Source organism: Pseudomonas sp. Pse35 (genome assembly GCF_024519715.1).
Classification (GTDB): domain Bacteria; phylum Pseudomonadota; class Gammaproteobacteria; order Pseudomonadales; family Pseudomonadaceae; genus Aquipseudomonas; species Aquipseudomonas paracarnis.
Genome location: NZ_JALJRP010000010.1, coordinates 70,103 through 94,461, shown reverse-complemented (window position 1 = coordinate 94,461; position 24,359 = coordinate 70,103). Strand labels below are relative to the sequence as shown.

Here is a 24,359-nt window from a genome sequence, read left to right as displayed (position 1 = left end):
GTCAGCGATGACTGGGTGCGAAATAATCACACGCGGAACAGGACTGCTTACATGGCAATCAAGCTGCAAATGTTGACCGAAGACCCTAAAGAAATTGAGTTGATCGAGCGGTACTGGGCTGTCGATGAGTCAGGGCAGTACCTTGAAAAAGTGAGTGCTCTGACGGACGTTATTGAAATGGCCCCAGGCGTTACACTCGCCAGCTTCGTACGGCAACGTTGCAATGCATTCGATGATAATCAGGTCTGCTCCAAGTGTGCGGAATTGATCGAAATCAAAAATCGCTCAGAGGCCAAAAAGGTCCCTCAACGGTCCACGAAGCTTTGTACGCTTTGTCAGAACGACCATGACGCCATTGCGCTTGAGGCTAAAAAGACCAAAGCCGCAGAGCTTGAACGGCAGTTGGCCGAATACGTACGCAAGCAGTTAACCCGTACGGTGGACTACTCAGCGGTCCCGGATAATCAGGTGGTGCTTCTGCTGGCGTTGGACAGGGCTGTTACCCCGAGGTTGACCAATGGCGGCTTCAGACCGGGTGATTGTCGAGGGCTGGCGCCTCGATATGTCGATGACTTCATGCTGCAATTGCGTGAGGCTGGGCTCGTCCTTGATGACCCCAGTAAAGCAAGCCCGGGCACCTACTATTGGGAGGGCGATGAGATTTGGGTGTTGAGGGACCAGGTTGTCTATCGTTTGGCGCCAGATGTCGCATCAAGGCGTGCGGACGAGGTCATTCGTAACCTGTCGGATAGGGTGTATACCGATGCTGACGGGCTGTTCAACCTGTGGCTTGATTACGCAGTCGCCGATGTCATGCGCTATCTGGGCGCTCAGTGCGAACTCTATAACCATGATCTGTCGGAACAAGAGCTGGCAGAAATCAAAAGTACTATGCGCGCAGCTTTGCATACCTACAGTGTTTCACAGCTTTGGTCGGTGGCCTGGAAGGTTGTCAGGGATGCCGCAAGTTTAGCTAACCGCGAGTACTACAATCGCCCCAAAGCGGCGGCGACCATTCCTGGAAAGATTCGGCGGAACTTGGAAAAGGTGCAGCGAGAGTCAATTGAGCTCAAGACTTGGAGCCGCCCGGAACAACATCCTGCAGGCACACTGGGAATGGTGTTAGGCGAGATTTTGGGTGTTGATGAAGATACCCCTGGCCATAGGGTCTCGTCCCTTGTTGCCTGGCTCACAGGGCAGGCGTGTTCTCCCAGCGTCGAAGCAGCGCTTGATGAACCGATACGCGAACTGATGACCTTGGCGCTGTCCCACGATGTCGGCTCTTCAGTGATGCTGCGGTTCGCGGAGTTGATTCGTGCGGGGCATGACGTTGGTTTTGCTATTGAAGAAATTGGTGAGGCGCTGCGCTCGTAAAGGGGGCAGGGTGCTCCATCTGGGGCTGCTCAATGAGGCCGCGTTCTGCCTGCCCCCCCCATGGTGGTGAACAAACCGATCGCCAGCGTTACGCTGATGGCGGGTGAACGTACCTTCATGAGGGAAAGCTCAGGCAAGGCGTGGCCGCAGTTTTTTGGTCATGCGCGCGCACCTTGTAATCTGGTTGAACTGCACGTAATGGGCTTGCGCCGTCCATTCCTCGACCAGGATCAAATACTCGGCCGGCGGATTGATCTGGCGCAGATACCCGCACAGCAGGCGTGTGCGTCGCGCGTTCATCGGCTGCTTTAATGTCAAGATGACGTTGTCTGCGGCGCGGCATTCAGTGATCTCCATGACTGAGCCTCTCATCGAGTGCTGGCGGCAAACGTGCAGGCCCAGGATCAGAGGCTGGGATTCTTGCCGCGTGGCGTTCATTCTCAGGTGAGTCGTCGCAGGCGTCTACTGTCATACTTGACAGTCCTTTAGCCGGTGTTGCACTGCCGTGACCCATTACTCGACGTAACGGGCGTTAAATGATTCAGAGGCACAGATCGTCGACTACGTGCGCTCAGCGTCAAGTAACAATGGGCTGCCTCACCTTGCGACTTAACCCCGGTGTCTTGCCCGTAATGCGTTTGAATGCGCGACTGAAAGCGGCCTGGGATGTATAGCCCAAGCGCTGTGCTACCTCTTCAATCGGCAGCCTTTCCAGGGTCAGCCACTGGCTTGCAAGCCGCATTCGTAGTTCGGTGACATAGCGCAGCGGCGTCATGCCAATCGTCACCTGGAAGCGATCCGCGAAGGCTGAGCGTGAGGTATTGCATTGCTCTGCCAACTGGGCAACGGTCCAGTCGCGGCCCGGTTGTTGATGGAGCGCTAGCAGCGCACCGGCCAAGCGTGGATCGCGCAAGGCGGCGACCAGGCCAGAGGCATTACCGCAAGCGCACTCCACCCAGCCGCGAACGACCATGGCGGCCACCACGTCGGCCAACCGGGCGAGGATACCGGCGAAGCCCACACGTGCGGCGCTGACCTCGCGTTCCATGGTGGTCAGGATAGGCACCAGTCCAGGGTAGCGCTGGCCGCCGGCATCAATCAACATCAGGCCCGGCATCAGTTTGCCAAGGCCATGGATACTGCCCAGTTCAAACTCCATGCAACCACTGAACAAAATTGTGCTCGGCGTTGGGCTGGCATCGGTTCCGGTGTCAACCGCGCATACGGTGTCACCGAGGGGGACGCGGTCTAGGCGTTCGATGTCCTGAACGGGTGCGTCCGCATGGGAAGACAGTTGATGGGCCGCGCCATGGGAGATGAACACGGCGTTGCCGGCAGACAGCGCGTAGGTGGTACCGTCCGCCATTCGCAGTACCGCATTGCCGACCGCCATGAAATGGAACCAGGCATGCCCAGTTTTTTCAGCGAAGCCCAAACCGAAAGTCGGACTCGTTTGTATACGCCGGTATTCGACGCCACGCAGGCGCATGCCGCGCAACAGCTCGTTGATGAGATCCGAGGAAAGAGCAAACTGTTCTGCAGACATTGTTCAGGTGTTTTAGTCAAAAAGTAGAGGTTTTTGATCATAGATCATCCAGTTTCCGGCGCCTAGACTGCGGCCTGAAATGAAGACTGGAGATCCCTGCAATGACTGACTGTATATGTAGTGCCGTATCCAACCGCCATCCCGGCGCCTTCTCGGAGGCAGAGCCTGCGGCCCCCGCGTGGATGGCGGTCTTCTCGCTGGCAATGGGGGTGTTCGGATTACTGACCGCTGAGTACCTTCCGGCCAGTTTGTTAACACTGATGGCGACTGATCTGGGAGTGTCCGAAGCACTGGCTGGCCAGGCGGTAACGGTGACAGCAGTGGTAGCGCTGTTCGCCGGTTTGTTGGCGCCAGGCCTGACCCGCGGTATCGACCGACGTTGGGTGTTGCTGGGGTTTTCAACGCTGATGGTTGCCTCCAATCTTCTGGTCGCCGTTTCCTCCAGCTTCGCGGTGCTGTTGTTGATGCGCATCTTGCTGGGGATTGCCCTAGGCGGGTTCTGGAGCATGGCTGCGGCGGTGGCGATGCGCCTGGTGCCGAGTGCTTTGTTGCCTCGGGCGCTGTCGATCATTTTCAGCGGGATTGCTATCGGGACGGTTGTTGCCGTGCCGCTGGGCAGCTATCTGGGTGGGCTATACGGCTGGCGCAGTGCGTTCTTTGCAGCGGCGGCGGTAGGCATGGTGACCCTGGCTTTTCAGTCATTGACTTTGCCGCGCCTCGCGCCGCGCCGGCCGACACGTCTGCGCACCGTTTTCGAAGTGTTGCAGCGCCCGGGCATCGCCATGGGGATGTTCGGTTGTGTGCTGGTGCATAGCGGTCACTTTGCGATGTTCACCTATGTTCGGCCATTCCTGGAAGGCACTACCGGCATCGGCCCGCAAGGGCTGTCGCTGATGTTGCTGGGGTTCGGTGTGGCGAACTTCTTCGGCACGCTGTTGGCTGGCAGGCTGCTGGAGCACCACCCGCTGGCCACTCTGGTGTTAATGCCTGCGCTGGTCGGGGTTGCAGCACTGGCGTTGGTGCTGTTGCCACCCTCGTTGCCGGGGCAGGCGGTACTGCTGGCAATATGGGGCTTGGCCTTCGGCGGTGTGCCGGTGGCGTGGTCGAACTGGGTCGCCAGCGCGGTACCTGATCAGGCGGAAAGCGCCGGGGGCATGGTGGTGGCCTCTGTGCAGTCCGCCATCGCCACGGGCGCCGCCGCTGGCGGAGCAGTGTTCAGCCTCGGTGGCAGCGCTGGCGTATTCATAGCGGCAGCGATGCTGATGCTGCTGGCTGCGTTGCTGATTGCGCTGCGTGTCCGGGTTCCTTCTGTCCATGGCGTTCGCGAGTCCACGCCCGCATTGCACCTTTGATTCGGTTTTCCAAACTGCCTCGTTGCGCTTTGGGTGGATGTCACATTTGGCACCGATAATCCTGAGTCACGGTGGTTTCCAGGCGAAGCATAGGCGCCCCTGCGCGAGCGCATAGCAGAAAATATCCGCAAGGCGGTATCAAGGGCACCGCGGGATTGCCGTGTGGGATACTCCTTTGGGGCCCAACTCGGAGCCAGACTCCACTGAGTGCCTCAAAGCTCCCCGGTTAGAAATTGTGCCCGTCCATAACCAAAGCTCCAGTCCGCATCTGTATTGGTTACTATTGAAACCACCAGTTCGGAGGCGGCAATTCCACATTTCTCCCGCAGGCCTTTCGCTAGCAACTGATAGAACAAGACTTTGGATTCCTCAGTCCTAGGACGACTGATCACAGTGATCACCACTACATTGTCCGTTCGATCGATACCGAGCCCTGTATCTTTGACAATCAATCTACTTGGGCGATGTTCGTTGACGATTTGATACCTATCCCCTTCGGGTACTTGAAATGCCTCCACGACTGCGCAGTGGGCAGCGTCGAGCAAGGTTTTTACTTGGTCATCAGAACGCCCATCTATAAGGTCGATTTTGATCAATGGCATGTCTTGATTCTCACTAGTCAAAGGTGCGTGCATTGCAGGAAGGATTCACACGATAAAGCTTTGGACTGTTCATAAAAAGGCCATATATTAAAATTCATTGTTTTCTTTTTAGAACAATTCACTTTCAAAAACGTTGGAAATTGATCGACTTAAGCCTCATGAATCACCCGCTCATTCTCAGCGGCATCGACGTCTACGACTGGCTTTGAGGCGCTGGCCTTCAACGGGCACAGCGCGCACCCCACCTCACTGGCTACATCCTTGTAGCCAGTGAGGTGGGGTGAGTTGCATCAGACGGGATATCTCGATGCTATCCACTACGGGTTTGTCATCGAATTCAAACCCGTTGTCTTACAGCCTCCGTTTACTTGAGCGTAACGTCGAGCATCGGCGGGATGTAGCCGTAGTCATACTCCGCGACTACGAACGTTTGCTGCCCTTTGATCTTGATACCCACCGTCGGTGCCTCGGTGCCGCCGATACGGATCTGCGTGCCGGTGTCGTCGGTCGGTACGCTGTCGATGAAGGAGGTCACCAGGCCGTTGGGCATGACGCAGTGCGAGTAGGTCTGGAACGGTTGGGAGGACGGGTTGCCCAGTACCAGGCCAGAGCCGTTCAACGGCACATACGGGCCGAACAGCGAATCGGCGACGAAACCGTACACCCCGTCTGGGCCGGTTACACCGTCGGCGTAGGTGAAGGTGTGGCTGATGGTGAACAGGTAGTACTTGCCGTCCTGGAACACGAAGTGCGGGCGTTCGGTCTGGTCGTTGACGCCGACCGCGGTCAGCAGCGGTGGCAGCATTTCCCAGTCGTCGCCGTCTTCGTCGCGGGCCACGGCGATCCCGACGCAGGCGGTCTGGAAGCGCGAGTTGCCGACGTCTTCATAGCCGGGTGGCACGTCGCCGATTTCGGCTTTACCGACCTTGTGCGAACCGCGCTCGCCGGCCACGTTGCCTTCGAACAGCATGTACAGCTTGCCGTCTTTCGGGTCGCGGAATGGCCATGGATCGCGAAAGCCCCAGAAGGCGTTTTGCGCTTCGGTCTGGTACATCTTGCCGTCCGCCTCGAACAGTGGCTTGACCTTCTCGAAGCCCACCAGGCTGACGCCGTGCTCGGTGGTCACCACGCGGCCACGCACCTTGACGATGGTCGCGCCGGGCGTGACGGCGGTGTAGTACAGGTCCACTTCGCCTTGTTCGTTCAGCAGGATCGGTGTGCCAGCCCATTCGCGCACGGTGGGCGAAACCCCTTCAGCCATTACCCGGCCGCCGAGTTTCCAGTCTTTGCCGGTGCGGGAGAACCAGTAGTACATCTTTGCCCGGCCATGGCGATCGTTCCAGTCGCGGATGACGTCGTAGTTGCCATTCTGATCGAGGTATTGCGGGTCGTTCGGATGGCGATCCGCGGTGAGGGTGAAGATCACCGACCAGCCGTCGACGGAGGTGATGTTGCCGTCGATATCACGCAGCGGCATGGTGTCCCAGATAAAAACCTCGTCACTCAATACCGGGAAGTTCGCACTGACCAGCGGCTGGGTGGTGGTGGGGTCGTCCGCATGGACTTTGAGCGCATCGGCGCGGGTCCACAGGCTGGGTTGATGGGGTGTTTTGCCAAATTTCGAAGGGGTGCTTTTCATAGTAAGCCTCGTCCATGAAGGGATTCAAAATACTGTATTCATATACAGTTATTTGAATTTAGAGGACTCGTCGCTATGGGTCAAGGTTAAAAATGCAGTTGTGCATAATTCGTGCTTTTTCCAAAGCTGATACGTTTCAGCGTGTCTTGTTTAAAGAGGTTCGTTCCTGAATGAATCGGCGAAGTTGTCCGCATGATGGCGGCAAACCAAGCGCCAGGCAGAAAGCCCAAAAATAATGAACCCTGCCTGCGCCTGCGCACCCAAAGTTACATAACCTGGAGGTGCATCATGCAAACCACTTACTTCTGGATAGGCCTGGCAGTGATCCTCGTACTGCTCGACGCGTGGATCATCAACAGCATCTGGCGCAGCGATAACGCATCGGCCAGCAAGGCAGGCTGGAGTGCTGTCGTCGTGGTACTGCCGTTCCTGGGCGCCGCGATATGGGCGATTGCCGGCCCAAGGGGTGTCACCAAGGGGCCGTCTTCTCCCGAGCACAGCAAGGGCTGAGTCCGGGCCGCGCTATGAACAACCCAGACCCCGACGACTTACAGAGCCGCAACTACCCGGTACCGGAAGATATGGCCTTGCAGCGCAAGGTCTGGCGCTTTGAAAGGGTGGGTTGGTACGCGCTGCTGGTGCTGATGGGGCTGAGCCTGGCGGGCCTGTTTTCCAGCGGGCCGCTGAGCACCCGCGAAGTGCGCAGTGCCGATGGGCAGTTGCGCGTGGAGTACCAACGCTTTTTACGCAATGGCGCCTCCGATGGGCTGGTGATTCATGTGCAAGGCAAGGCGCAACAACCCCTGGAGGTCGAGCTGAGCGGTGAGCTGCTGCGCGGTTTCAATATCGAGACGCTCCAGCCGCAGCCGCTCAAGGCCAGGGCGGCCGGGGAGGGTGTAAGCGTCTGGATGCTGAGTGACAGCGCCGGCCAGGCCGTGTTGTACCTGACCTTGCGCAGCGACACGGTGGGCAGCGTGGATACCCAGGTGTCGCGACTAACAGGGGCGTCCGTGCGCTTCTCTCAGTTCATCTACCCTTGACCGTCAGCCCAAACCCTAACGGCGTGAGCGGCACAGTTTTTCGATCAAGGAGATCAACGAGTCATGGCCCACGGGTTTGCTGACATGCGCATTAAAGCCCGATTCAGTCGCCTTTTTCTGGTCATTGCCAGCGCCATAGCCCGTTAAGGCGATGGCGGGAGCCTGTCGAAGGTGGCTTACTTTGCGCAGCTTCTGCATCAGCTCATGGCCATTCATTTTAGGCATGCCGATGTCCGAAATAATCACGTCGTACTGGGCATCCCGGGCTGTTTCAAGTGCGCTTAACGGGTCGCTGAAGGCGCTCACTTGGGCGCCTTCCATTTCCAGCAGCATGTTCAGCACCTCAAGGACTTCGGCTGAATCATCGACCAGTAAAACCTTGAGGCCATTGAGGCGCTGATCTTCGTTCTGGGTAGCGCCGCTATCCAGCAGATGATCCTGCTGTTCGCACAGCGGCAACCAGATCGAAAAGGTGCAACCGAAGCCCAACCCTCGCGAATGCACGCTCACCGAACCGCCGTGGGCCTCCACCAGCTGCCGCACCAACGACAAGCCAATCCCCAGGCCTTCGCGCTGGTGAGTCTGGTGCTGGTTTTCCGCTTGCCCGAACAGGTCGAAGATTTCTTCCAGGCTTTCTTGGGCCAGGCCCGCGCCGCTGTCGATGACGTCCAGTTGCGCGCGCCCGTCCGAGCGGCTGACCACCAACTGCACCTGGCCGTCTTCGGGGGTGAATTTCAGGGCGTTGTTGACCAGGTTCCAGATCACTTGCTCGATGCGCGTGGGGTCTACGTCAACGATCAACGGGCCCGGCACCGAAGGTGTCTGAAGGCTGACCTGGCGACGATGACCGTCGGCAAGGACCACGCTGTGAATGTCCTTGAGGGTGCGAATCAGGTCGATCGGTTGCTTTTTCAGCTTCAGTTTGCCCGTGCGAACCCGGGCGACATCCAGCAGGTCGTCAATGATCCGCGCCTGGCTGGACACCGCTTCGCAGATGGTATTGACCGCCTTGATGGCCGGGCCCGCGACCTTGGTGGCTGGCAAGCGCCGCAACAGTTCGGCGTTCAGCTGGATCAGGTTCAACGGATGCTTGAGTTCGTGGGACATCACCGCGAAGAACTCATCCTTGAGATGGCTGTTGGTCTGGGTTTCCTTCAAGCGCTGATTCTGTTCGTCCTGGGTGCGTTTGTGGCCGGTAAGGTCGCGGGCAATCTTGACGTAGCCGCGCAAGCTGTCGCTCTTGAGCTGCGTCACCTCGCCACTGCAATAGAAACGGCTGCCATCCTTGCGCACATGCCAGCGTTCATCTTCGCCACGCCCATGTTCGCGGGCGGTGCGCAGTTCGCTCTCCGGCACGCCAGCGGAGCGGTCTTCCGGGGAGAAAATCAGGTCGTAGTAAGCGCCCAGCACCTCGTCCTTGGTGTAGCCGAAGATCAGTTCGGCACCGGTGTTCCAGTCGGTGATGGCGCCGTGGTCATCGAGGATGATGATGGCAAAGTCGTGGGTGCTCTCGGCAACCAGACGCATGCGCTCCTCGCCCAGGCGCAGTTCCTCTTCGGCCTGACGCCGCTTGGTGATATCAATGAAGGTCAGCACGGTGCCATCAATGTGGTCTTCACTGGAGCGGTAAGGCAGCAACCGCGCAATGTACCAGCGGTCGTCGTTGCTGCTGATTTCCCGCTCGATCAAGCTCAGGGACTCAAACACGGTGGCGGCGTCTTCGGTCATTTGCGGGTAATTGAGGCGGTGGGTGATGTCCAGCAATGAGCGTCCGGTGTCCACCGGCAACATACTGAAAATATCCGTGGCCCGTGGCGTGAACCAACGGATGCGCATGTTGCGGTCGACAAAGACCGTGGCGATGTCGGTGGACGCTATCAGGTTGGTCAGGTAGTCGTTGACCTTGTCCGTCTCTTCCACCTTGGTCTTGAGCTCGAAATTGACGGTCAGCAATTCTTCGTTGATCGACTGCAACTCTTCCTTGCTGGTTTCCAACTCCTCGGTGGCCGAGCGCAGTTCTTCGTTGACGGCCTGCATTTCTTCGTTGGAGGCCTTGAGTTCCTCGCTGGAGACTTCCGCCTGTTCGATGGTGTCCTGCAGGTGCAACTTGGTGCGTTGCAGCTCGCGCTCCAGGTTGCTCATGATCGCGTTTTCGGCCTGGCTGACGGTGTCGATGTCGGGCAGCTGTGGGTCGACGGCGGTTTCCTGGAAGATCACCAGCACGTAGTCGTTTTCGGTCGCTTCATCGCGGTAGGGGCGGGCGCTGATGTCCACCAGGAAGGGGCCTTGCTCGCGTTGGATGCGGATCTTGCGCGAAGACACCGGGCTATTCGATTGCTGGACCTGAAACAAGGTGGTGCGGATATCGAGGCGTAAATCGGGATGCACCAACGTCAGCAGGTTGTGCGTCACCTCGCCGGCCACGTAGCGCAGGAATCGACCTGCGCCTTCGCTCATGTGCAGGATATCGGCCTGCATATTCACGATAACGCTGGGCGGCGCGGCTTTTTCCAGAGCGCGCAGATGGATGTCCGCGAACGAGACCTTGCTGGGCGCCTTGGTTTCAATCGCCAGCGTCGTGGCGCTCGGGCGCAGGTAGCCGCCTCGCGGCATGGTCGGGGCGCGACGCACGGCGGACGAGCCGGCACGCACCCTGAAAATGCGGTTGCGCTTGTCCACCGGTACAAACAGGTCCAGGCAGCCGTCGGCCGACTCCGAGGAGCCGAGAAACAGGTAACCTCCGGGGCGCAACGCGAAGTGGAACATTTGCAGGATGTCGCGTTGCACTTCGCGGTCCAGGTAGATCAACAGGTTGCGGCACACGATCAGGTCGATCTGCGAAAACGGTGGGTCGGCCAACAGGCTGTGCTTGGCGAACAGTACCTTTTCGCGAATTTCCTTGCGCACCCGGTAGTGCTGGTTCTTCTCCTTGGCAAAGTACTGGCGCAACCGTTGAGGCGGTACGTCGGTGATGATCGCTTCGGGGTACACGCCGTTGCGGCCATGGGTAATGGCCCGCTCATCAATATCAGTGGCAAACACCTGCATCTTTGCACCGCTGGCGTCCAGCGCCAGTTGCTCGGCCACCAGCATCGCCAGGCTGTAGGCCTCTTCGCCGGTGGAGCATCCTGCCGACCAGATACGCACTTCCTCACGGTGCGGCACGCTGTCTTCCAGTGACTTCACCAGGTTGGGGATTACGTCTCGCTCAAGCGCTTCGAAGGCCTCGCGGTCGCGAAAGAAGTTGGTCACGCCAATCAGCATGTCGCCCAGCAAAGCCTTGGTTTCGTCCGGGTTGGCCTGGAGGAAGTTGTAATAGGTGGCGAGGTCGGGTTGGGCCGTGACCTGCAAGCGCCGCTCGATACGACGTAACACCGTGGCGCGCTTGTAATGCTTGAAGTCATGCCCGGTACTGGCGCGCAACTGGATTAGAATATCCAGCAACAGCTGCTCGGCCACGGCGGCATCGCGTTCGGTACTGGGTGGGGTGGTCTTGATCTCAGGGTCGTTGGCGGTGGGCAGCACAATCGACTGGGCATTGCGCCACAGTTCCAGCAGCTTCTGCGGCATTTCCACCACAGGCAGCACCAGGTCGACCATCTGGGTTTCGATGGCCGCCAGCGGCATGCCATCGTACTCGGCGTCTTCCGGTGCTTGTACCAGGGTGATGCCGCCTTGCTCTTTGATGCGTGACAGCCCTACCGCGCCATCTGAGCCGGTACCAGACAGGATCAGACAAAACGCGCGTTCTTTATGGGTGTCTGCCAGGTCGCGAAAAAACAGGTCGATGGCAATGTGCGGTCCACCTTCGCGCACGGAAGGTGAGACCGCGAGGTAGCCATCATTCATCTTCAAGAGCTGTGCTGGCGAGATGACGTACACGTGATTCTTTTCGATGGGCGTGGCGTCATTGACCTGCGACACCGGCATGCGGGTCGTTTCCTGAATGATCTTGCCCGCCACACTTTGATGGTCGGGCGAAAGATGCAGGATCACCACAAAGGCCATGCCGCAGTCTCTGGGCATGTGCTCGAAGAACGCTTTCACGGCTTGCAGCCCGCCCGCCGACGCGCCAATACCCACCACCGGGAAATTCAAGTTGCTGGGGGTCAGATCTTTGCGTTGCGGAACGTTGGGGGACCGCGGGGGGGCAGACTTCATAAATACCAACCTTGGATAACGGCGCACAGGAAGACGGGTGTAGAGGTAAGAACTTGAGGAACGAGGGCGAGGGCTGAACCGACAGTGAAATATAGCTGAAAACCTGCCGCCAACAAAAAATGCGTTTAGGCCACCCGGTCATTCGACCGACCACTTACACCCGGTTGAGGCGCGCAGCCTGCGGAAGGTTTAATCAAACTGACGAGTGGCCATCGCGGTAGCACGGCTGTCCGATTTTCTGAAAATCCGTCTGAACTTCGCTTCCTGGCGAACCCTCGCAAAGAGAAACCCACCCAGGAGACGTTCTGATGAACAGCTATCCAAAACCACCCTTCAACGCCCAGCAACAGCCCGTACCCGGTGAGCAGCGCAAGATGGACCCGATGCCCGATTGCGGTGAGCAGTCGTACCAAGGCTCGGGGCGGCTCGCCAATAAAATCGCCTTGGTCACCGGGGCCGACAGCGGCATCGGACGGGCCGTGGCCATTGCCTTCGCACGTGAAGGCGCGGACGTGGCGGTGTCGTATCTGGATGAACATGAAGACGCCAAGGAGACCGCACGCTGGGTCGAGGCGGCGGGTCGTCAATGCCTCTTACTGCCCGGCGACCTGGGCGATGCGGCGCAGTGCACGGCCATCGTCAACGACACCGTGGAGAAGTTCGGCCGCATCGATGTGCTGGTCAACAACGCAGCGTTCCAGATGACCTATCAATCGCTGGAAGACATCCCCGACGAGGACTGGGTGAAAACCTTCAACGTCAACATCACCGCGATGTTCCGCATCTGCAAGGCCGCACTGCCTCACATGGCCGAGGGCAGTTCGATCATCAATACCAGCTCGGTCAACTCCGATATGCCCAACCCCAGCCTGTTGCCCTATGCGGCCACCAAGGGCGCGATTGCCAACTTCACCGCCGGCCTGGCGCAGATGCTCGGCGAGCGGGGGATTCGCGTCAACAGCGTGGCACCCGGGCCTATCTGGACGCCGTTGATTGTCTCGACGATGACGCCGGACATGGTGAAAAACTTTGGCGGCAACACCCCATTGGGACGCCCAGGCCAGCCAGTGGAAGTGGCGCCGATCTATGTGCTGCTGGCGTCGGATGAAGGCAGCTACATCTCCGGCGAACGCTACGGCGTGACGGGTGGCAAGCCGATACTTTGATCAGTGATTGAGGAGGGCGGTATGAGCGAAGCCTCGAAGCACCACGAACCGAATCCTTCTGAGCGCAAGGTGCGCCCGGCGGCGGCTAAGCGAAACGATAAGTCGCAGGCACCGGCAGGCGGGCAACAGGCACAGAGGCAAGGCGGTGTCGCTCCTGGAGGGCCTTCAACAGACCCTGAGTCAGGGGCGTGAACGCGAGGGGATATACACTCGGCCTGACATCCTGATGGGTTGTCAGGCCGCTATCGCAGGCAAGCCAGCTCCCACAGGCTGACGTTAGTTGCGCTTGGAACGATGAATTCGCATCCACTCCCGATAGGCCACTGTGCGCTGCGCATCCGCACGTTTCTTCGCCTCGGTAAACCGCGCCCACGTATGCGCATCGCCGCTGTAGGACTCAATGATCTCGTACGCCAACGCATCCAATCGATCAGCTTCGAAAAACATCTCGGCATTTCGCACGACTTCGTCGTCCCGCCTGTTTGTAGTTGTATAACCAAGAGTCTGACTGTTCATCCTCTGAGGCCCTCCGCCCATTGAATCTGTGCCGCGCCACTCCAGCGCACCTGGGTAATGCCGTATTTCTCCGCCATCGGTTTGGACACACGCTTGAACGTGTGTTGCCCAAATTTGGGGATGACCGCCACACCAGCGTCACAACTGGCCCAATGCCAAGCCTCGGCATTGTCCATGCGCGGTGCGCGCACGATGAAGGACTTGGGCTCGCCGTGCAGCTGGTACTCGATAGTGAAAAGGTCGTTGTGTTTCATGAGGCCTCCTTGATACTCATGAACTACAGATATTTGACGTCAAAAAAAATTCAAATAAGTTGTCCGACAATTCGATGATTGGGCGCAGGGCGTGGACGAGACCTAATCGTCTACCGTAAAGGTGACCCATCCAGGCCCATCGGCCGGGCGTTGCAGCTCGGCGATGACCCCGCTGACAGAGGAGCCGTCGGGCAAATTGACGGTGATAAAGTTGGGATTGCCGGGCCAATCCATTGGCGTGTCAAAGTCCAAGCGCGCGATGGTCGGTTTACCGCTACTGGTCATTTGGATGTTTTTTGATTCGTTAAGGTGTTCATCTGAGGGTGTTCCAAGATGGCGCGAGGCAGTGATGACACTGGCAATACCTTGGTAGTCGTAAGACATGCTGGGTTACCTCATGTAAAGGGAACAACGAAGATCAAATGTGGGAGCGGGCTTGCTCGCGAAGACGTCCGTCGATTAAACATTGACGTGACTGATCCACCGCCTTCGCGAGCAAGCCCGCTCCCACAGAGGAGTTGTGCTTGACTGGCTGGTATTCGGGATTTGCCCCGTTTTCATTTGTGACGAGCCGAATATTTGCGCGCAACGACAACGCCGCCCACTAGCAGCGCTGCGCCTATTGCAACCATCCCATAGGGCGTACGGCGGGTTTGCCGCCAGCCGCCTTCGACACGACGTTCACCGCTTGCCGGGGTGTACAGATTGCCCGCCGACGTGGCGGCGCGCTGGCTGCGCTCCAGGCCGAGGCGGGTGAGCCAACCGGATAACCGGGCAAAGCCGGGCAGCAAAAAATGCGCGACGCGGGCCACGGTGGCAGCGCTGCCTACCGTGGTGCTGTCCCTCGGTTGCAGCGCACAGGCCACCATCGCTTGCGCGACTTTATGTGGGTCGTAGACCGGTGGCGGTGGCGTCAAGGTGTGGCCGGTAAAATTGCCGCCATCGCGAAAGCCCGGTGTGTCCATTACGGCGGGATAGATGTCGCACACATGAATATCGGGGTAATCAGTCAGCTCCCCACGCAGTGCTTCAGTCAGGCCGCGCAGGCCGTATTTACTGGCTGAGTAGGCGACGGCATAGGGCTGGGCTACCCAACTGCCCAGCGACAAGGTGTTGATCAGAATGCCGCGGTGCTGGGCTTTGAAATAGGGCCACACCACGTGGGTGCCGCGCAGGTACCCGAGCAGGTCGGTTTGCAGCACCTGTTCGTGGGCTTCCAGGGGCGTGTCCTCGAAACTGCCGACGGCGCCTACTCCGGCGTTGTTGATCCAGATATCGATGCGGCCATTGCCGAAGGCCGCCGCCTGTTCGGCAAGGGCGCGCATCTGGTCGCCCTGGGTTACATCGGTTTTAACGGCGATGGCCTCGGCGCCACGCGCAGCGCATTCCTCGACCACCTCTTCCAAGGCTTTTTCATCTCGGGCCGCCAATACCAAGCGGGTACTTTGCTCGGCAAAGGCGTGAGCAGCCGCGCGACCAATGCCACTGGAGGCGCCGGTGATCACCACGGTCTTGCCGTGCAGTTTCCCCTTGGCCTGCATGACGCCAGGCGAATCCTCGGGCACGTGGACGGGCACCGGGTGCAGTTGCAGGCGGGTACCGTCAGTCAGTATCAGGGTCAGGTTTTCGACGGTGCCAGCGACGCGGTCGGGAAACACCGGTTCGCCTGTGGCGTCGAGCTCATCATAGATAAAAGTCTGGCCTTCAAGCCATCCGACGGCCGTCATCAATTCAGGGCCTAGGTAGTACTTTCCGTCCAGGAAAAACCCGCTGAAGTTCGGTGTGCGCTCCAGGTTTTCCACGGCGTATCGCTCGCCAGGCCTCATTCCGGTTGCGGTATCAATCATCATGACATCCTCCTTTGGCTGGTCTTGGGTAGAGAAAGGCCCGCAAATGATCGTTCAATCCAAATGACTGAATGGCGGTGTCAATGTTGATGGGCCTTCAGGGTCGGGTCGGCGATCTGGATAACCGTGCCCTGGCGCCACGCGTCCGCCCCAGGGGCGATGGGCGGCGCGGGGATATCGGTACGCGTCTTTTTCTTGTCGGCACTGTCGATGCCCAGGCGTTTATCTCGCTCGGCGACCATGCGCGGGTCAGCCTGGCCGTCGGCGGTAAAGCCCATCATCAGCTGAGGCACGCCTAACGGGAGGCGTTTATCCAGATCGGTATGCCAGGTGTGCCAGGTCTTGCCGTAGGTGTGCACCAGCTTCTCCATCAGCGCATGTTCCGCCACCTCAGGAATTCCCGGCGCGACCAGTTGCCCTGACTTCACTTCATGCACATGGCTGTGCCACAGCGCCTTTTCAGGCGCGGGCAACGTGTTGAACTGCGCCTCGCTGATGATGTACTCCACGCCCATCAACTTCGCATCCTTGCGGTTGCCGTCGTAGATCACGCACTGGATGACCTCTTCATTGAGGATTGCGCAGTAGTGATGGGCTTCCATTTGTACATCGGGATGGCCGTTGTAGAAGTGAAAGCCGTCCAGGTAGGCGTTCAGGGCATCAATCGGTGGGCGTGATTGCAGCAGGGCGGCGCCGGCTTCCAGCGTTCGGGTCGAAGGCGTTGTCGGCTTCCCAGGTGCCTCGACATTCGAAGGTGAGTTGTTGCCAGCGCAGGCGCTGAGCAGGGCCAGCGTCACTGCTGCGGCCAGGGATTGGGTCACTTGATGGATGGGGTTGTCAGTCATGGTCGGCTGCCTCCTGTTGCCGGTGTGTTCATGCGCGATGATCAAAGCCAGGTTTGATCCTGTTCTCGTTGGAAAGACGCGCGTACGGGGCGTTCAAAATGCTTTGAGTTGAACACTCACTCATTCATCAGGTCGTTTTTTATAGAGGCGCTGACAGCGCAATTGCTTACCTGCCAGTGAGGTGTTCATCCCATGCACAAGACTGAAAATCCAGCGTCGACGCTGCTTACCCAATTGCTCCAGGCACGCGGGCCGGGCGGTCAGGAGGACGAGGTGCGCGCCATATGCCTGGAAAGCCTGACGCCGTTGTGCGATGAGGCCTGGGTCGATCCGGCAGGTAATGTGGTGGGTTTGATCAAGGGCAAACCCAGCGATGCCGAGCCTGCCGGTGCGGTTAAAGTCATGGCGCATATGGATGAAATCGCCATGGTGGTTAAACGCGTCGAGGCGGATGGCACGTTGCGGGTGACGGCGTTGGGTGGGGCCAACCCGGTCAACTTTGGTGTGTGCCCGGTGGATATCCTGGGGGACGCACGCATCCTTCCTGGCGTGCTGTCTTTTGGCTCGATGCACGCCACCAGTAATACGGCACAAGGGGCTGATGTGCTCTCGGGCGATGTGCACTGGAACGACGTTCATGTGATCACACGATGCACTGCCCAGGCATTAGGCGAGCACGGCATTCGGCCAGGAAGCCGTGTGGTGCTGAGCCGTCATTGGCGTGAGCCCTTCCAAGTGGGCGATGCCATTGCCGCGCATTTTCTGGATGACCGCGCCCCGATTGCTGCCGTTCTGCATACAGCCCAGCTGCTGGCTTCGCGCCGGGAGGCGTTGGCCAGGGATGTCTATCTGGTATTCACCACGCTCGAAGAGGAGTGCAATGCCGGGGCAATGTATGCCGCGTCGACGCTACCCGGCGACACCACCATCGCGGTGGAGGTGGGGCCGGTCATGCAGGAATACGGCACGCGCCTGGCCGTCGACCCGATCATCAATACGGGGGACCAGAAAGGCTATTACACCCGGGCGGTGGTCAACGACCTGGCGGCTGCCGCAGAGCGCTGCGGCTACAGCCCCCAATATGCGCTGTTGGTGGATTTCGCTTCGGATGCCAGTGCGGTCATGAGTAACGGGACCTGTGCCCGCGCCGGCTGCCTGGCCATTCCAACGGAAAATACCCATGGTTATGAATTGATTCTGGATGGGGCGGTGCAGGCCTGTGCCGAGACATTGGCCGAGTACCTTGCAGCCTGATAGACGGTGCAAGGTACGCTGACCGGCGTGGGGCTCAGATTGGGCCGCTTGGAGAATCTGTCTCCTGCCTGATTTCATCGGCCGCATTGGGTTGCCCCAGCTTGCTGTATTGCTCGCGCAATTTTTGCAACTCACGCGACCCAAGCTTATCCAGGCTCAACGCCGCATTGTGAGCTTCTTTGGTGGCACGAATCAGCTCGTCCAGTTTCAGATGAAGAATATCGTTGTCGCGGTTCTGGGTATTCTGGATCAGGAACACCATCAGGAAGGTGATGATGGTAGTGGAGGTGTTGATGATTAACTGCCAGGTGTCGTTGTAATGAAAGTAAGGCCCGGTGAGCGCCCAAACAGCAATCAAGCTGACGGCTGTCAGAAAGGTTTTTGAGCTGCCCGCCTGGTTGGAGAGTTTTTGGCAGAATTTCGCGAACTTCATGGTGCTGTCTCCTGGGGGATGTTCCTCTGTAGACCCCAGCAGAATTTCGAAATTCTTTTTTACAAATCGTTTTTTTTGACAAAAATCAATGAGCAAATCCCTCTTGCAAAGGAGCACTCAGCATGTCGGTCGCTGCTTCTATCGTTGAATACCTCAAGCACCATCAGTTGGTCATCACGACGGCGGAGTCGTGTACCGCAGGCAAGATCATCACCTTGCTTTCGCAGGTCGACGGCAGCGGTTCGTGGATCGAAAGCGGGTACGTGGTGTATTCGCCAGAAGCGAAACAGCGGCTGTTGAACGTGCGTCGCTATACCATCGATACCTTCAATCTCACCAGCTGTGAGGTCGCCCAGGAAATGGCCCAAGGCGCGCTGCGCGACAGCACCGCTGATGTGGCGGTCGCCACCACTGGCCTGCTGGGGCCGGATGGAATTGATGGCATTCCCCCAGGCACTGTCTGTTTTGCCTGGGCCTATCGAAACGGCGGGGCACTGAGTGTGTTCAGTCGCAAGCAACGCTTTATGGGTTCTCGTGAGCAGGTGCAGTTGGCCGCGTCTCTTCATGCATTGAAATGGCTGCCGCATTTTCACCAACGGGCGATGGTCGGTGAACGCGCCTAACGCGCCTAATGCTGCCAAGTGTGCGCGTTTACGGCTGCGGTTCGATGTCCATCAGCAAGTCGCCGTTGGTCAAGGATTCAGCCTCCTGCACCACGCCACGATAGGCCTGACCATTCCATTCAAAGCTAATCCAGTGGGCCTTCGGCAATAGCTTTGGCCATGGCGGTGCAAGCCGCAACTGCACGCCGGGCGCAGTGCGCACAAGTTGCCCCATGCATTCGCTGGCGAGCGTGTTCACACCGAACAGCGTGTCATGCAGGTATTGAATGTTGACCGGTTGCAGCGTTGCGTCAGTAGCGTCTGGCATATCTGTTACCCCACCGATGACAGCCAGAAAGACTGTCTGGCGATGACCATTTCTTCACGTATTTCCCGCACAAGCCGGTTGATCCCCGAAACACCGTGGTAGTGGGCGCGGTTGATGTTGGCGATGGTGAATTGGTCCATACCGTGCGCCGTTACAGTGACTGAAAGGCTGCCGTCCGCGTTGAGTGCGCACTTGACCGCGCACTTGGGAAGGCGAGCGGACAGGGCCGTTTCGATTTCGGCTTTCGTTAGCGTATCCATGAGTTCACCGCATAAAGGACTCAGCGCGTTAAGGCTAGCTCAGAATCAGTTGGCGTAAATACTGGCAAGGTAATGGCTGCTGGGGCAGATGTTCTACCTTACATATTTCTGGCCCTTTCTAGGAGCGTTCCTAAATACGCCGGCTGAAGGTCTGCCGATAATTCGCACATCCCCACTTATGTGTGCTCTGCCATGTCCTTCCTACCTATTCGTGTTCTGGTCATCGAAGAACACCCGTTCAAGCGGCTTGTTGCCACCCAGGTGTTCCGGGAGGTCGGGTGTGAAGAGGTGGCCGCCGTTGCCGATGTCGTGGCGGCCGTTGAGTTGCTCGAGCGTACCGGGCCTGTCGATATCGCCTTGTGCAACTTGAAGGACGAGGGCGCACACGGCTTGAGGGCCATCGAAGTGCTCGGCCGTGGCCACTTGGCTAAAGCGCTCATTATGTTCAGCGCCCATGGCACGGACCTGCACGATGCAATTGATCGCATGGCAGGCCTGTTGGGCATCAGTGTATTGGGTTATGTGGACTTCCCGGTGCCAGCAAGCGCCATTGCGCCTATGCTCAGCCGCTACTTGGAGAGAATTGGCGCGCCGACAAAGCAGGCGCGCCGAAGCAGCCGGTCTGGGTTCTTGAGCAAGGCCTGCGTGGCTGGGGGTTTTTCAAGGCATGAGTTCAAGGCGTTCTTCCAGCCCAAGTTCAATTTGAGCACGGGGCACGTGCGCGGTTTTGAAGTGCTGGCGCGTTGGCAACATCCACAGTACGGCCTGTTGTATCCGGCAGATTTTTTGCCGCTGCTCGCTCAAGTTGGCGCATTGGATGAACTGTTCTTCGCGCTGTTGCAACAAGGCCTTGAGTTCTTGCAGCAGTCGGCAGAGCAGCAGCAGGTCTTATCGCTGGCATTCAACCTGGAGTCCGACCAGCTCGGTCGTGGCTCATTATTGCCGCGTCTTTGCGATTCACTCCAATCCCACGCCATTGCTGCGTGTCGTCTGACGTTTGAAATCACTGAATGCGGCCTGCTGGAAGTTTCTCCCGCCGTGCTCGACACCCTGATACGACTGCGCATGATGGGTGCCGGCCTGTCGATTGATGACTTCGGCACCGGCTATTCCTCGCTGGAGCGCCTGTGCCAGTTGCCGTTTACCGAAATCAAACTGGACGCCGCATTTACCCGCGATCTTCAAAGCAGTGCGCGCAACCGTGCCGTGGTCAGTAGCACATTGGCACTGGGCGAGGCACTGGGCATGCGAGTGGTGGTGGAGGGCGTCGAGAACGAAAACCAGCGCCAGGGATTACTGAAGCTGGGATGCAACGAGGCCCAGGGCTATCTCTGTGCTCGTCCCATGAACGCTGCGCGCGCGTTGGCCTGGCTGGCGACCCAGTTGAACTCGCGCAGCAATATTTGATGTCAATCAGGAGGGCTTTTATGTCCAATCCACGTTTGCGGATCGCGTTGGTAGATAGCGATGCCACCCGGCGAATGAGTATTGAAAAAGACCTTGGCCATTTGGGATACCACCGCGTTGTGCCTGTCGATTCCCTCAAGGTGTTGATTACGTTATTGGATAACGCAAGGGATGTATTTGATCTGTTGGTGATCAATGAAGAAACCGTGCACGCGGCGGGCGCACAGTTTAAGCAAATGCTTGAGGAGTACGCGTGTGTCAGACACTCATTGATTTATCAGGGCGTGACCCTGCAAGCGTTTCCCGATAATCCAGTCACGGCGCAACGCTGCGGCTTTATTGCCTCCGGTGTTCCGGACCGATCGATTCTGGCGCGCGTCATGGATCGGGTGGATGTGCAAATAAAACAGCGCTCGGGCAGACCGTTGCTGGAATCCAATTAATCCTGATGTGAGCTATTGCACGCTTTTCGCGGGACCCGCCACCGCCTCAGTTTTATGCTTTTAGTCCCATTCCTATTTGCTTCTTTTTAGGCACTGATAAGCTTTTTCGCTGAAACAATCTCGGGAAATTCTTTGTCATGATCTTAAATGCCGCCGTGCCTAACGAGTTCAGCGCCCTGCGCGTGATCACGTTGGCAACCGACCCTGCGTGTGTCTTGCGCCTCGCCTCTGCGTTGGGTGGCATGGGGGTCACGCCGCTGGCCACGGTCGCCTCGCTGGAGGCGCTGCAGGCGTGGTTAAGCGCGCACCGCGTGGACATCATCGTGTGCGAAATCCGCTCCGAGTGTGGCGATGGCTTGATGTTGCCAAGTGTGCTCAAAGCACTGCATGACGCGGGTACGTTAATGCAGTTTCCGAGTATTTTCTGGACCGGCGAAACCACCCTGAATGTGCAGGAAAATTTGATCGAAGCAACAGTTACACCGGCGTGCGAAGCGCCCGCTAAGCAGTTGTGGGTCAAGCACATGGGCGGCGTAGCCATCAGCGCACTGGAATCCCATTCGCGCCTGGCGCAGTCGGCGGGAATCAGCGTGCAGATCTTGCGTGACGGTGGCCCGCTGGAGCTGGGCGATGCCTTGCGCACGGTGCTGCTGACCCTCGCTCAACCGGACCCCAAGCTGCAGGCCATGACGTTTGAGTCGCTGGCTGAGGATGAAGTCATCAACGCCCTGACCACCGGCGAGGGATTGCGCTTTGTCTTTCAGCCACAGTTCGAGTTGCTGAGCCGGCGCATCGTCGGCGCTGAGGCGTTGGTGCGCTGGAAGCACCCGCGCTTTGGTGAAATTCCGCCTGCGGTGTTGATGCCGCTGGTCAACCGTCTCGGCCTGGACCTGTTGCTGTTCAGCCTGGTGGAGATGTGGACTCTGCGCGTGATGCTAGCGTTAAAGCGCGAAAACATTACGATCCCTATCGCGGTGAATGCGTCGGCCAAGACCCTGTGCACCCCCAATTTTGCCGAGCGCCTGGCCTTGCGCATGCGCCAGGCAGATCTGCCGAGCCGCTTGCTGAAAGTCGAACTGACCGAAGATGTGCAGGAGCCGGATGAGCTGCATCTTTCGGCGTCATTGACGACTATTCGCGCCAAGGGTTTTCAGGTTTCGCTGGATGACTTCGGCAGCGGCGCAGCCACTTTCAAGCTGTTGGCGAACCTGTCGTTTGATGAAATGAAAATCGACGGCTCGTTTGTGCGCGGTGTCGAGCAGCACGCCTCGTCACGCAAGGTGATCGCAGGCATTGTGAACTGGGCAGGTCTGCTTAACCTGAGCCTGGTGGCGGAGGGGATCGAGGACGAGTCCACGATCCCCCTGCTGCACCGCCTGGGTTGCCGGGTAGGGCAGGGCTATGCGCTGGCGCGCCCGATGGAAATAGACGCCTTCTTGAACTTTGTGATTGAGCGGGAAAAGAACGGCTGAGGCTGTAAAGTTTGGCGGGCAGGTAAGTATTGGAACTTGATGTGTGTAGGTCAGCTCTTGGTTTTTAGGAGTTTTCTTATATTAAGTTTTTCGCAGATCTATTAAGTTTTATACCGTTGTTATTGTGAAGAATTGGCGCATTTTTTAACTGCGATGGTGAGCCTGTGCGCGTTAAGTTATAGGGAGTGAGCGTGTGGCGTGTGATGTTCAGTTGCACGGATGTAATTGATGAAATGGATGAGTCTGAGAGGACCTTAACTTATTCAGAGTGAGGCAGCGCTGTTGTCCATTTTTTTGCACGCTATACAGAGTGTTCCGTCATTTATGAAACGCCTACAAATTGCTTTGCTGGATGATCATGCAATCGTGCGGCATGGTTTGGTCAATCGGTTGGTACAGGAACCTGATTTTGAAGTGGTGGGGGTCTACGCTCGCAGTCGTGAGTTGATGGCCGGCCTGCTGACACACCCGGCCGAGGTGTTGTTGCTCGATTTTGTGCTCGGCCCTCATGAGCTGGATGGCATCCTGCTGATCCGTGCTCTGCGGGTAAAGTACCCGGGCTGCCGAATCCTGGTGTTTTCCACTCACCATGACGCGGCCACGGTGATTCTTGCCCTGCGCGTCGGTGCCCGTGGGTTTATCGGCAAGGGTGAAGACATGAGCCAATTGATCAGCGCAGTGCGGCTGGTGGCCTCGGGCGCTGTCTACCTGAGTGCTGACATGGCCTATCGGGTGGCCGAAGCCACGGCGGTCAACTATGACGGTGAGGAGCAATCACGCGATGACGCGATGCGTTTTGTCAGCTTGTCTGCGCGGGAGCAAGAGGTGATCCGCTGTTACCTGTCGGGCATGACCATCACCGAAATTGCTGAAAAATTCAGCCGCAGTATCAAGACCATCAGTTCGCAAAAGGCCTCGGCTTTTCGCAAGTTGGGCGTGATGTCCAACAACGAGCTGTTTCGGATCAAGCACATCATCGAGAGTGTTTAACGCTAAACGCAGGCCACGCCGACGCGCGCAAAAACAGCGGTAGGCGGGCGTGCCCTTTGGCGGTTGTTGAATATACTCCTTGAAGTGCCGTAATAGCTGTCCCTGTTGTTTGACCGCGCCACCTAAGCGGGGCCAAGTGGGTTCGAATACGATGAAACCTGTACGCATTGCTCTATTGGACGACCACGCTGTTGTTCGGCATGGGCTCGCCAACACCTTGGCGGCCGAGGCCAACTTTGACGTGGTTGGCATTTATGAAAAAAGCCGCGACTTGCTCGCCGGCCTGGTCAGCGCTCCGGCTGACCTGCTGCTGCTGGATTTCTCCCTGAGCCCCGACGAGATGGATGGCGTATCGCTGATCCGCGCCTTGCGGGTCAAGTTTCCCAGTTGCCAGATCCTGGTGTTGTCCGCCCATCATGACCCGGCTACCGTGGCCCTGGCCATGCGGGTCGGTGCCCGTGGCTTTGTTGGCAAGGGCGAGGACATGACGCAAGTGGTCAAGGCCATTCGCAAGGTGGTCTCCGGCGCGGTGTACCTGAGCACCGACATGACGTATCGCCTGGCGGAAACCGTCACCAGCGAGACGCGCAAAGACCCCAGCGAAGCCTCGGATGCCCTGGTCCAGGCCGAGCTGACCAGCCGTGAGCAGGAGGTGATCCGCTGCTATCTGGCGGGCATGACCGTGAGTGAAATCGCAGAAAAATTCAATCGCAGCATCAAGACCATCAGCACCCAGAAAACCTCAGCGTTTCGCAAATTGGGGGTCACCTCGAACAATGAACTGTTCAAGCTCAATAAAATCATCGGCTCACCATGAGGCGATGGCGA

At 58.2% G+C, this 24,359-nt stretch carries 25 protein-coding genes; 12 read left to right on the top strand and 13 right to left on the bottom strand.

The window, feature by feature from the left end:
* Nucleotides 1-51: 51 nt before the first annotated feature.
* Nucleotides 52-1,374, top strand: coding sequence for a hypothetical protein (locus tag OC445_RS11530; RefSeq protein ID WP_054895721.1), 1,323 nt, complete (start codon nt 52-54; stop codon nt 1,372-1,374).
* A gap of 129 nt (nt 1,375-1,503) precedes the next feature.
* Here OC445_RS11530 and OC445_RS11525 read toward each other — a convergent pair whose 3' ends face one another.
* Both OC445_RS11525 and OC445_RS11520 read right to left on the bottom strand, forming a co-directional pair.
* The gene (locus OC445_RS11525; protein WP_054895720.1) at nt 1,504-1,731 is read right to left on the bottom strand and encodes a hypothetical protein; all 228 of its coding nucleotides are present in this window, start codon (nt 1,729-1,731) and stop codon (nt 1,504-1,506) included.
* A 220-nt stretch (nt 1,732-1,951) separates the two neighbouring features.
* Entirely contained in the window at nt 1,952-2,920 is a 969-nt protein-coding gene (locus OC445_RS11520; RefSeq protein WP_198861916.1) for an AraC family transcriptional regulator, read from the bottom strand.
* 101 nt (nt 2,921-3,021) lie between these two features.
* On the opposite strand from OC445_RS11520, the gene OC445_RS11515 reads away from it, so the two are divergent.
* Entirely contained in the window at nt 3,022-4,272 is a 1,251-nt protein-coding gene (locus tag OC445_RS11515; RefSeq protein ID WP_054895718.1) for an MFS transporter, read from the top strand.
* A 212-nt stretch (nt 4,273-4,484) separates the two neighbouring features.
* On the opposite strand, the gene OC445_RS11510 is transcribed toward OC445_RS11515, so the two are convergent.
* A complete protein-coding gene (locus OC445_RS11510) occupies nt 4,485-4,874 on the bottom strand; it encodes a tautomerase family protein (RefSeq protein ID WP_034127089.1) in 390 nt (129 codons plus the stop codon).
* A 364-nt stretch (nt 4,875-5,238) separates the two neighbouring features.
* Complete coding sequence (locus tag OC445_RS11505; RefSeq protein WP_034127090.1) at nt 5,239-6,513, bottom strand: glycoside hydrolase family 68 protein; 1,275 nt, start codon at nt 6,511-6,513, stop codon at nt 5,239-5,241.
* Between the two features lie 288 nt (nt 6,514-6,801).
* On the opposite strand from OC445_RS11505, the gene OC445_RS11500 reads away from it, so the two are divergent.
* Together OC445_RS11500 and OC445_RS11495 are read left to right on the top strand one after the other, a co-directional pair.
* A complete protein-coding gene (locus tag OC445_RS11500; protein ID WP_003190416.1) occupies nt 6,802-7,023 on the top strand; it encodes a PLDc N-terminal domain-containing protein in 222 nt (73 codons plus the stop codon).
* 14 nt (nt 7,024-7,037) lie between these two features.
* Nucleotides 7,038-7,553: a hypothetical protein gene (locus OC445_RS11495; RefSeq protein ID WP_054895717.1), complete on the top strand. Its 516-nt coding sequence runs from the start codon at nt 7,038-7,040 to the stop codon at nt 7,551-7,553.
* A gap of 15 nt (nt 7,554-7,568) precedes the next feature.
* Here OC445_RS11495 and OC445_RS11490 read toward each other — a convergent pair whose 3' ends face one another.
* Nucleotides 7,569-11,714 (bottom strand): CheR family methyltransferase, encoded by a 4,146-nt coding sequence (locus OC445_RS11490; protein ID WP_054895716.1) that lies wholly within the window; start codon nt 11,712-11,714, stop codon nt 7,569-7,571.
* A gap of 308 nt (nt 11,715-12,022) precedes the next feature.
* Between OC445_RS11490 and OC445_RS11485 the strand changes: the two genes are divergently transcribed.
* On the top strand, nt 12,023-12,880 hold the full coding sequence (locus OC445_RS11485; RefSeq protein WP_014718015.1) for an SDR family oxidoreductase: 858 nt from the start codon (nt 12,023-12,025) through the stop codon (nt 12,878-12,880).
* A 276-nt stretch (nt 12,881-13,156) separates the two neighbouring features.
* On the opposite strand, the gene OC445_RS11480 is transcribed toward OC445_RS11485, so the two are convergent.
* The 5 genes from OC445_RS11480 to OC445_RS11460 form a co-directional block, all read right to left on the bottom strand.
* The gene (locus OC445_RS11480; protein ID WP_054895715.1) at nt 13,157-13,396 is read right to left on the bottom strand and encodes a hypothetical protein; all 240 of its coding nucleotides are present in this window, start codon (nt 13,394-13,396) and stop codon (nt 13,157-13,159) included.
* Nucleotides 13,393-13,650: a DUF6555 family protein gene (locus OC445_RS11475; RefSeq protein ID WP_003190423.1), complete on the bottom strand. Its 258-nt coding sequence runs from the start codon at nt 13,648-13,650 to the stop codon at nt 13,393-13,395. Before OC445_RS11475 ends, OC445_RS11480 begins: the two co-directional genes overlap by 4 nt.
* Nucleotides 13,651-13,752: 102 nt before the next feature.
* Complete coding sequence (locus OC445_RS11470; RefSeq protein ID WP_054895714.1) at nt 13,753-14,034, bottom strand: hypothetical protein; 282 nt, start codon at nt 14,032-14,034, stop codon at nt 13,753-13,755.
* A 173-nt stretch (nt 14,035-14,207) separates the two neighbouring features.
* A complete protein-coding gene (locus OC445_RS11465) occupies nt 14,208-15,497 on the bottom strand; it encodes an SDR family oxidoreductase (protein WP_054895768.1) in 1,290 nt (429 codons plus the stop codon).
* 80 nt (nt 15,498-15,577) lie between these two features.
* Nucleotides 15,578-16,342 carry an OBAP family protein gene (locus tag OC445_RS11460; protein WP_072448501.1) on the bottom strand — a complete coding sequence of 255 codons (765 nt, stop codon included), beginning with the start codon at nt 16,340-16,342 and terminating at the stop codon, nt 15,578-15,580.
* 192 nt (nt 16,343-16,534) lie between these two features.
* Between OC445_RS11460 and OC445_RS11455 the strand changes: the two genes are divergently transcribed.
* On the top strand, nt 16,535-17,596 hold the full coding sequence (locus OC445_RS11455) for a M28 family peptidase (RefSeq protein WP_198791166.1): 1,062 nt from the start codon (nt 16,535-16,537) through the stop codon (nt 17,594-17,596).
* A gap of 34 nt (nt 17,597-17,630) precedes the next feature.
* Here the strand turns inward: OC445_RS11455 and OC445_RS11450 are convergent, their stop codons facing one another.
* The gene (locus OC445_RS11450; RefSeq protein ID WP_014718020.1) at nt 17,631-18,029 is read right to left on the bottom strand and encodes a low affinity iron permease family protein; all 399 of its coding nucleotides are present in this window, start codon (nt 18,027-18,029) and stop codon (nt 17,631-17,633) included.
* Nucleotides 18,030-18,151: 122 nt separating this feature from the next.
* Here OC445_RS11450 and OC445_RS11445 point away from each other — a divergent pair, with 122 nt between their 5' ends.
* Nucleotides 18,152-18,652: a CinA family protein gene (locus OC445_RS11445; RefSeq protein ID WP_262020160.1), complete on the top strand. Its 501-nt coding sequence runs from the start codon at nt 18,152-18,154 to the stop codon at nt 18,650-18,652.
* Nucleotides 18,653-18,680: 28 nt separating this feature from the next.
* On the opposite strand, the gene OC445_RS11440 is transcribed toward OC445_RS11445, so the two are convergent.
* Together OC445_RS11440 and OC445_RS11435 are read right to left on the bottom strand one after the other, a co-directional pair.
* Nucleotides 18,681-18,959, bottom strand: coding sequence for a hypothetical protein (locus OC445_RS11440; protein WP_020303212.1), 279 nt, complete (start codon nt 18,957-18,959; stop codon nt 18,681-18,683).
* Nucleotides 18,960-18,964: 5 nt separating this feature from the next.
* Entirely contained in the window at nt 18,965-19,219 is a 255-nt protein-coding gene (locus OC445_RS11435; RefSeq protein WP_014718023.1) for a hypothetical protein, read from the bottom strand.
* Nucleotides 19,220-19,411: 192 nt separating this feature from the next.
* Here OC445_RS11435 and OC445_RS11430 point away from each other — a divergent pair, with 192 nt between their 5' ends.
* From OC445_RS11430 to OC445_RS11410, 5 genes are all read left to right on the top strand, one after another.
* Nucleotides 19,412-20,626: an EAL domain-containing protein gene (locus OC445_RS11430; protein WP_054895710.1), complete on the top strand. Its 1,215-nt coding sequence runs from the start codon at nt 19,412-19,414 to the stop codon at nt 20,624-20,626.
* A 20-nt stretch (nt 20,627-20,646) separates the two neighbouring features.
* Complete coding sequence (locus tag OC445_RS11425; RefSeq protein ID WP_032892354.1) at nt 20,647-21,069, top strand: hypothetical protein; 423 nt, start codon at nt 20,647-20,649, stop codon at nt 21,067-21,069.
* Between the two features lie 137 nt (nt 21,070-21,206).
* On the top strand, nt 21,207-22,541 hold the full coding sequence (locus OC445_RS11420) for an EAL domain-containing protein (RefSeq protein WP_054895709.1): 1,335 nt from the start codon (nt 21,207-21,209) through the stop codon (nt 22,539-22,541).
* 324 nt (nt 22,542-22,865) lie between these two features.
* Nucleotides 22,866-23,531: a response regulator transcription factor gene (locus OC445_RS11415; protein ID WP_032892352.1), complete on the top strand. Its 666-nt coding sequence runs from the start codon at nt 22,866-22,868 to the stop codon at nt 23,529-23,531.
* A 151-nt stretch (nt 23,532-23,682) separates the two neighbouring features.
* Nucleotides 23,683-24,348, top strand: coding sequence for a response regulator transcription factor (locus OC445_RS11410; protein ID WP_003190442.1), 666 nt, complete (start codon nt 23,683-23,685; stop codon nt 24,346-24,348).
* The last annotated feature ends 11 nt before the right edge of the window (nt 24,349-24,359 follow it).

Coding starts and splice junctions, on each gene's coding strand:
- OC445_RS11505 (WP_034127090.1), bottom strand. CDS start 6,513: ATGAAAAGCACCCCTTCGAAATTTGGCAAAACACCCCATCAACCCAGC.
- OC445_RS11435 (WP_014718023.1), bottom strand. CDS start 19,219: ATGGATACGCTAACGAAAGCCGAAATCGAAACGGCCCTGTCCGCTCGC.
- OC445_RS11425 (WP_032892354.1), top strand. CDS start 20,647: ATGTCCAATCCACGTTTGCGGATCGCGTTGGTAGATAGCGATGCCACC.
- OC445_RS11450 (WP_014718020.1), bottom strand. CDS start 18,029: ATGAAGTTCGCGAAATTCTGCCAAAAACTCTCCAACCAGGCGGGCAGC.
- OC445_RS11430 (WP_054895710.1), top strand. CDS start 19,412: ATGTCCTTCCTACCTATTCGTGTTCTGGTCATCGAAGAACACCCGTTC.
- OC445_RS11445 (WP_262020160.1), top strand. CDS start 18,152: ATGTCGGTCGCTGCTTCTATCGTTGAATACCTCAAGCACCATCAGTTG.
- OC445_RS11480 (WP_054895715.1), bottom strand. CDS start 13,396: ATGAACAGTCAGACTCTTGGTTATACAACTACAAACAGGCGGGACGAC.
- OC445_RS11420 (WP_054895709.1), top strand. CDS start 21,207: ATGATCTTAAATGCCGCCGTGCCTAACGAGTTCAGCGCCCTGCGCGTG.
- OC445_RS11510 (WP_034127089.1), bottom strand. CDS start 4,874: ATGCCATTGATCAAAATCGACCTTATAGATGGGCGTTCTGATGACCAA.
- OC445_RS11440 (WP_020303212.1), bottom strand. CDS start 18,959: ATGCCAGACGCTACTGACGCAACGCTGCAACCGGTCAACATTCAATAC.
- OC445_RS11495 (WP_054895717.1), top strand. CDS start 7,038: ATGAACAACCCAGACCCCGACGACTTACAGAGCCGCAACTACCCGGTA.
- OC445_RS11465 (WP_054895768.1), bottom strand. CDS start 15,497: ATGATTGATACCGCAACCGGAATGAGGCCTGGCGAGCGATACGCCGTG.
- OC445_RS11485 (WP_014718015.1), top strand. CDS start 12,023: ATGAACAGCTATCCAAAACCACCCTTCAACGCCCAGCAACAGCCCGTA.
- OC445_RS11515 (WP_054895718.1), top strand. CDS start 3,022: ATGACTGACTGTATATGTAGTGCCGTATCCAACCGCCATCCCGGCGCC.
- OC445_RS11490 (WP_054895716.1), bottom strand. CDS start 11,714: ATGAAGTCTGCCCCCCCGCGGTCCCCCAACGTTCCGCAACGCAAAGAT.
- OC445_RS11415 (WP_032892352.1), top strand. CDS start 22,866: ATGAAACGCCTACAAATTGCTTTGCTGGATGATCATGCAATCGTGCGG.
- OC445_RS11520 (WP_198861916.1), bottom strand. CDS start 2,920: ATGTCTGCAGAACAGTTTGCTCTTTCCTCGGATCTCATCAACGAGCTG.
- OC445_RS11410 (WP_003190442.1), top strand. CDS start 23,683: ATGAAACCTGTACGCATTGCTCTATTGGACGACCACGCTGTTGTTCGG.
- OC445_RS11460 (WP_072448501.1), bottom strand. CDS start 16,342: ATGACTGACAACCCCATCCATCAAGTGACCCAATCCCTGGCCGCAGCA.
- OC445_RS11470 (WP_054895714.1), bottom strand. CDS start 14,034: ATGTCTTACGACTACCAAGGTATTGCCAGTGTCATCACTGCCTCGCGC.
- OC445_RS11500 (WP_003190416.1), top strand. CDS start 6,802: ATGCAAACCACTTACTTCTGGATAGGCCTGGCAGTGATCCTCGTACTG.
- OC445_RS11525 (WP_054895720.1), bottom strand. CDS start 1,731: ATGGAGATCACTGAATGCCGCGCCGCAGACAACGTCATCTTGACATTA.
- OC445_RS11455 (WP_198791166.1), top strand. CDS start 16,535: ATGCACAAGACTGAAAATCCAGCGTCGACGCTGCTTACCCAATTGCTC.
- OC445_RS11475 (WP_003190423.1), bottom strand. CDS start 13,650: ATGAAACACAACGACCTTTTCACTATCGAGTACCAGCTGCACGGCGAG.
- OC445_RS11530 (WP_054895721.1), top strand. CDS start 52: ATGGCAATCAAGCTGCAAATGTTGACCGAAGACCCTAAAGAAATTGAG.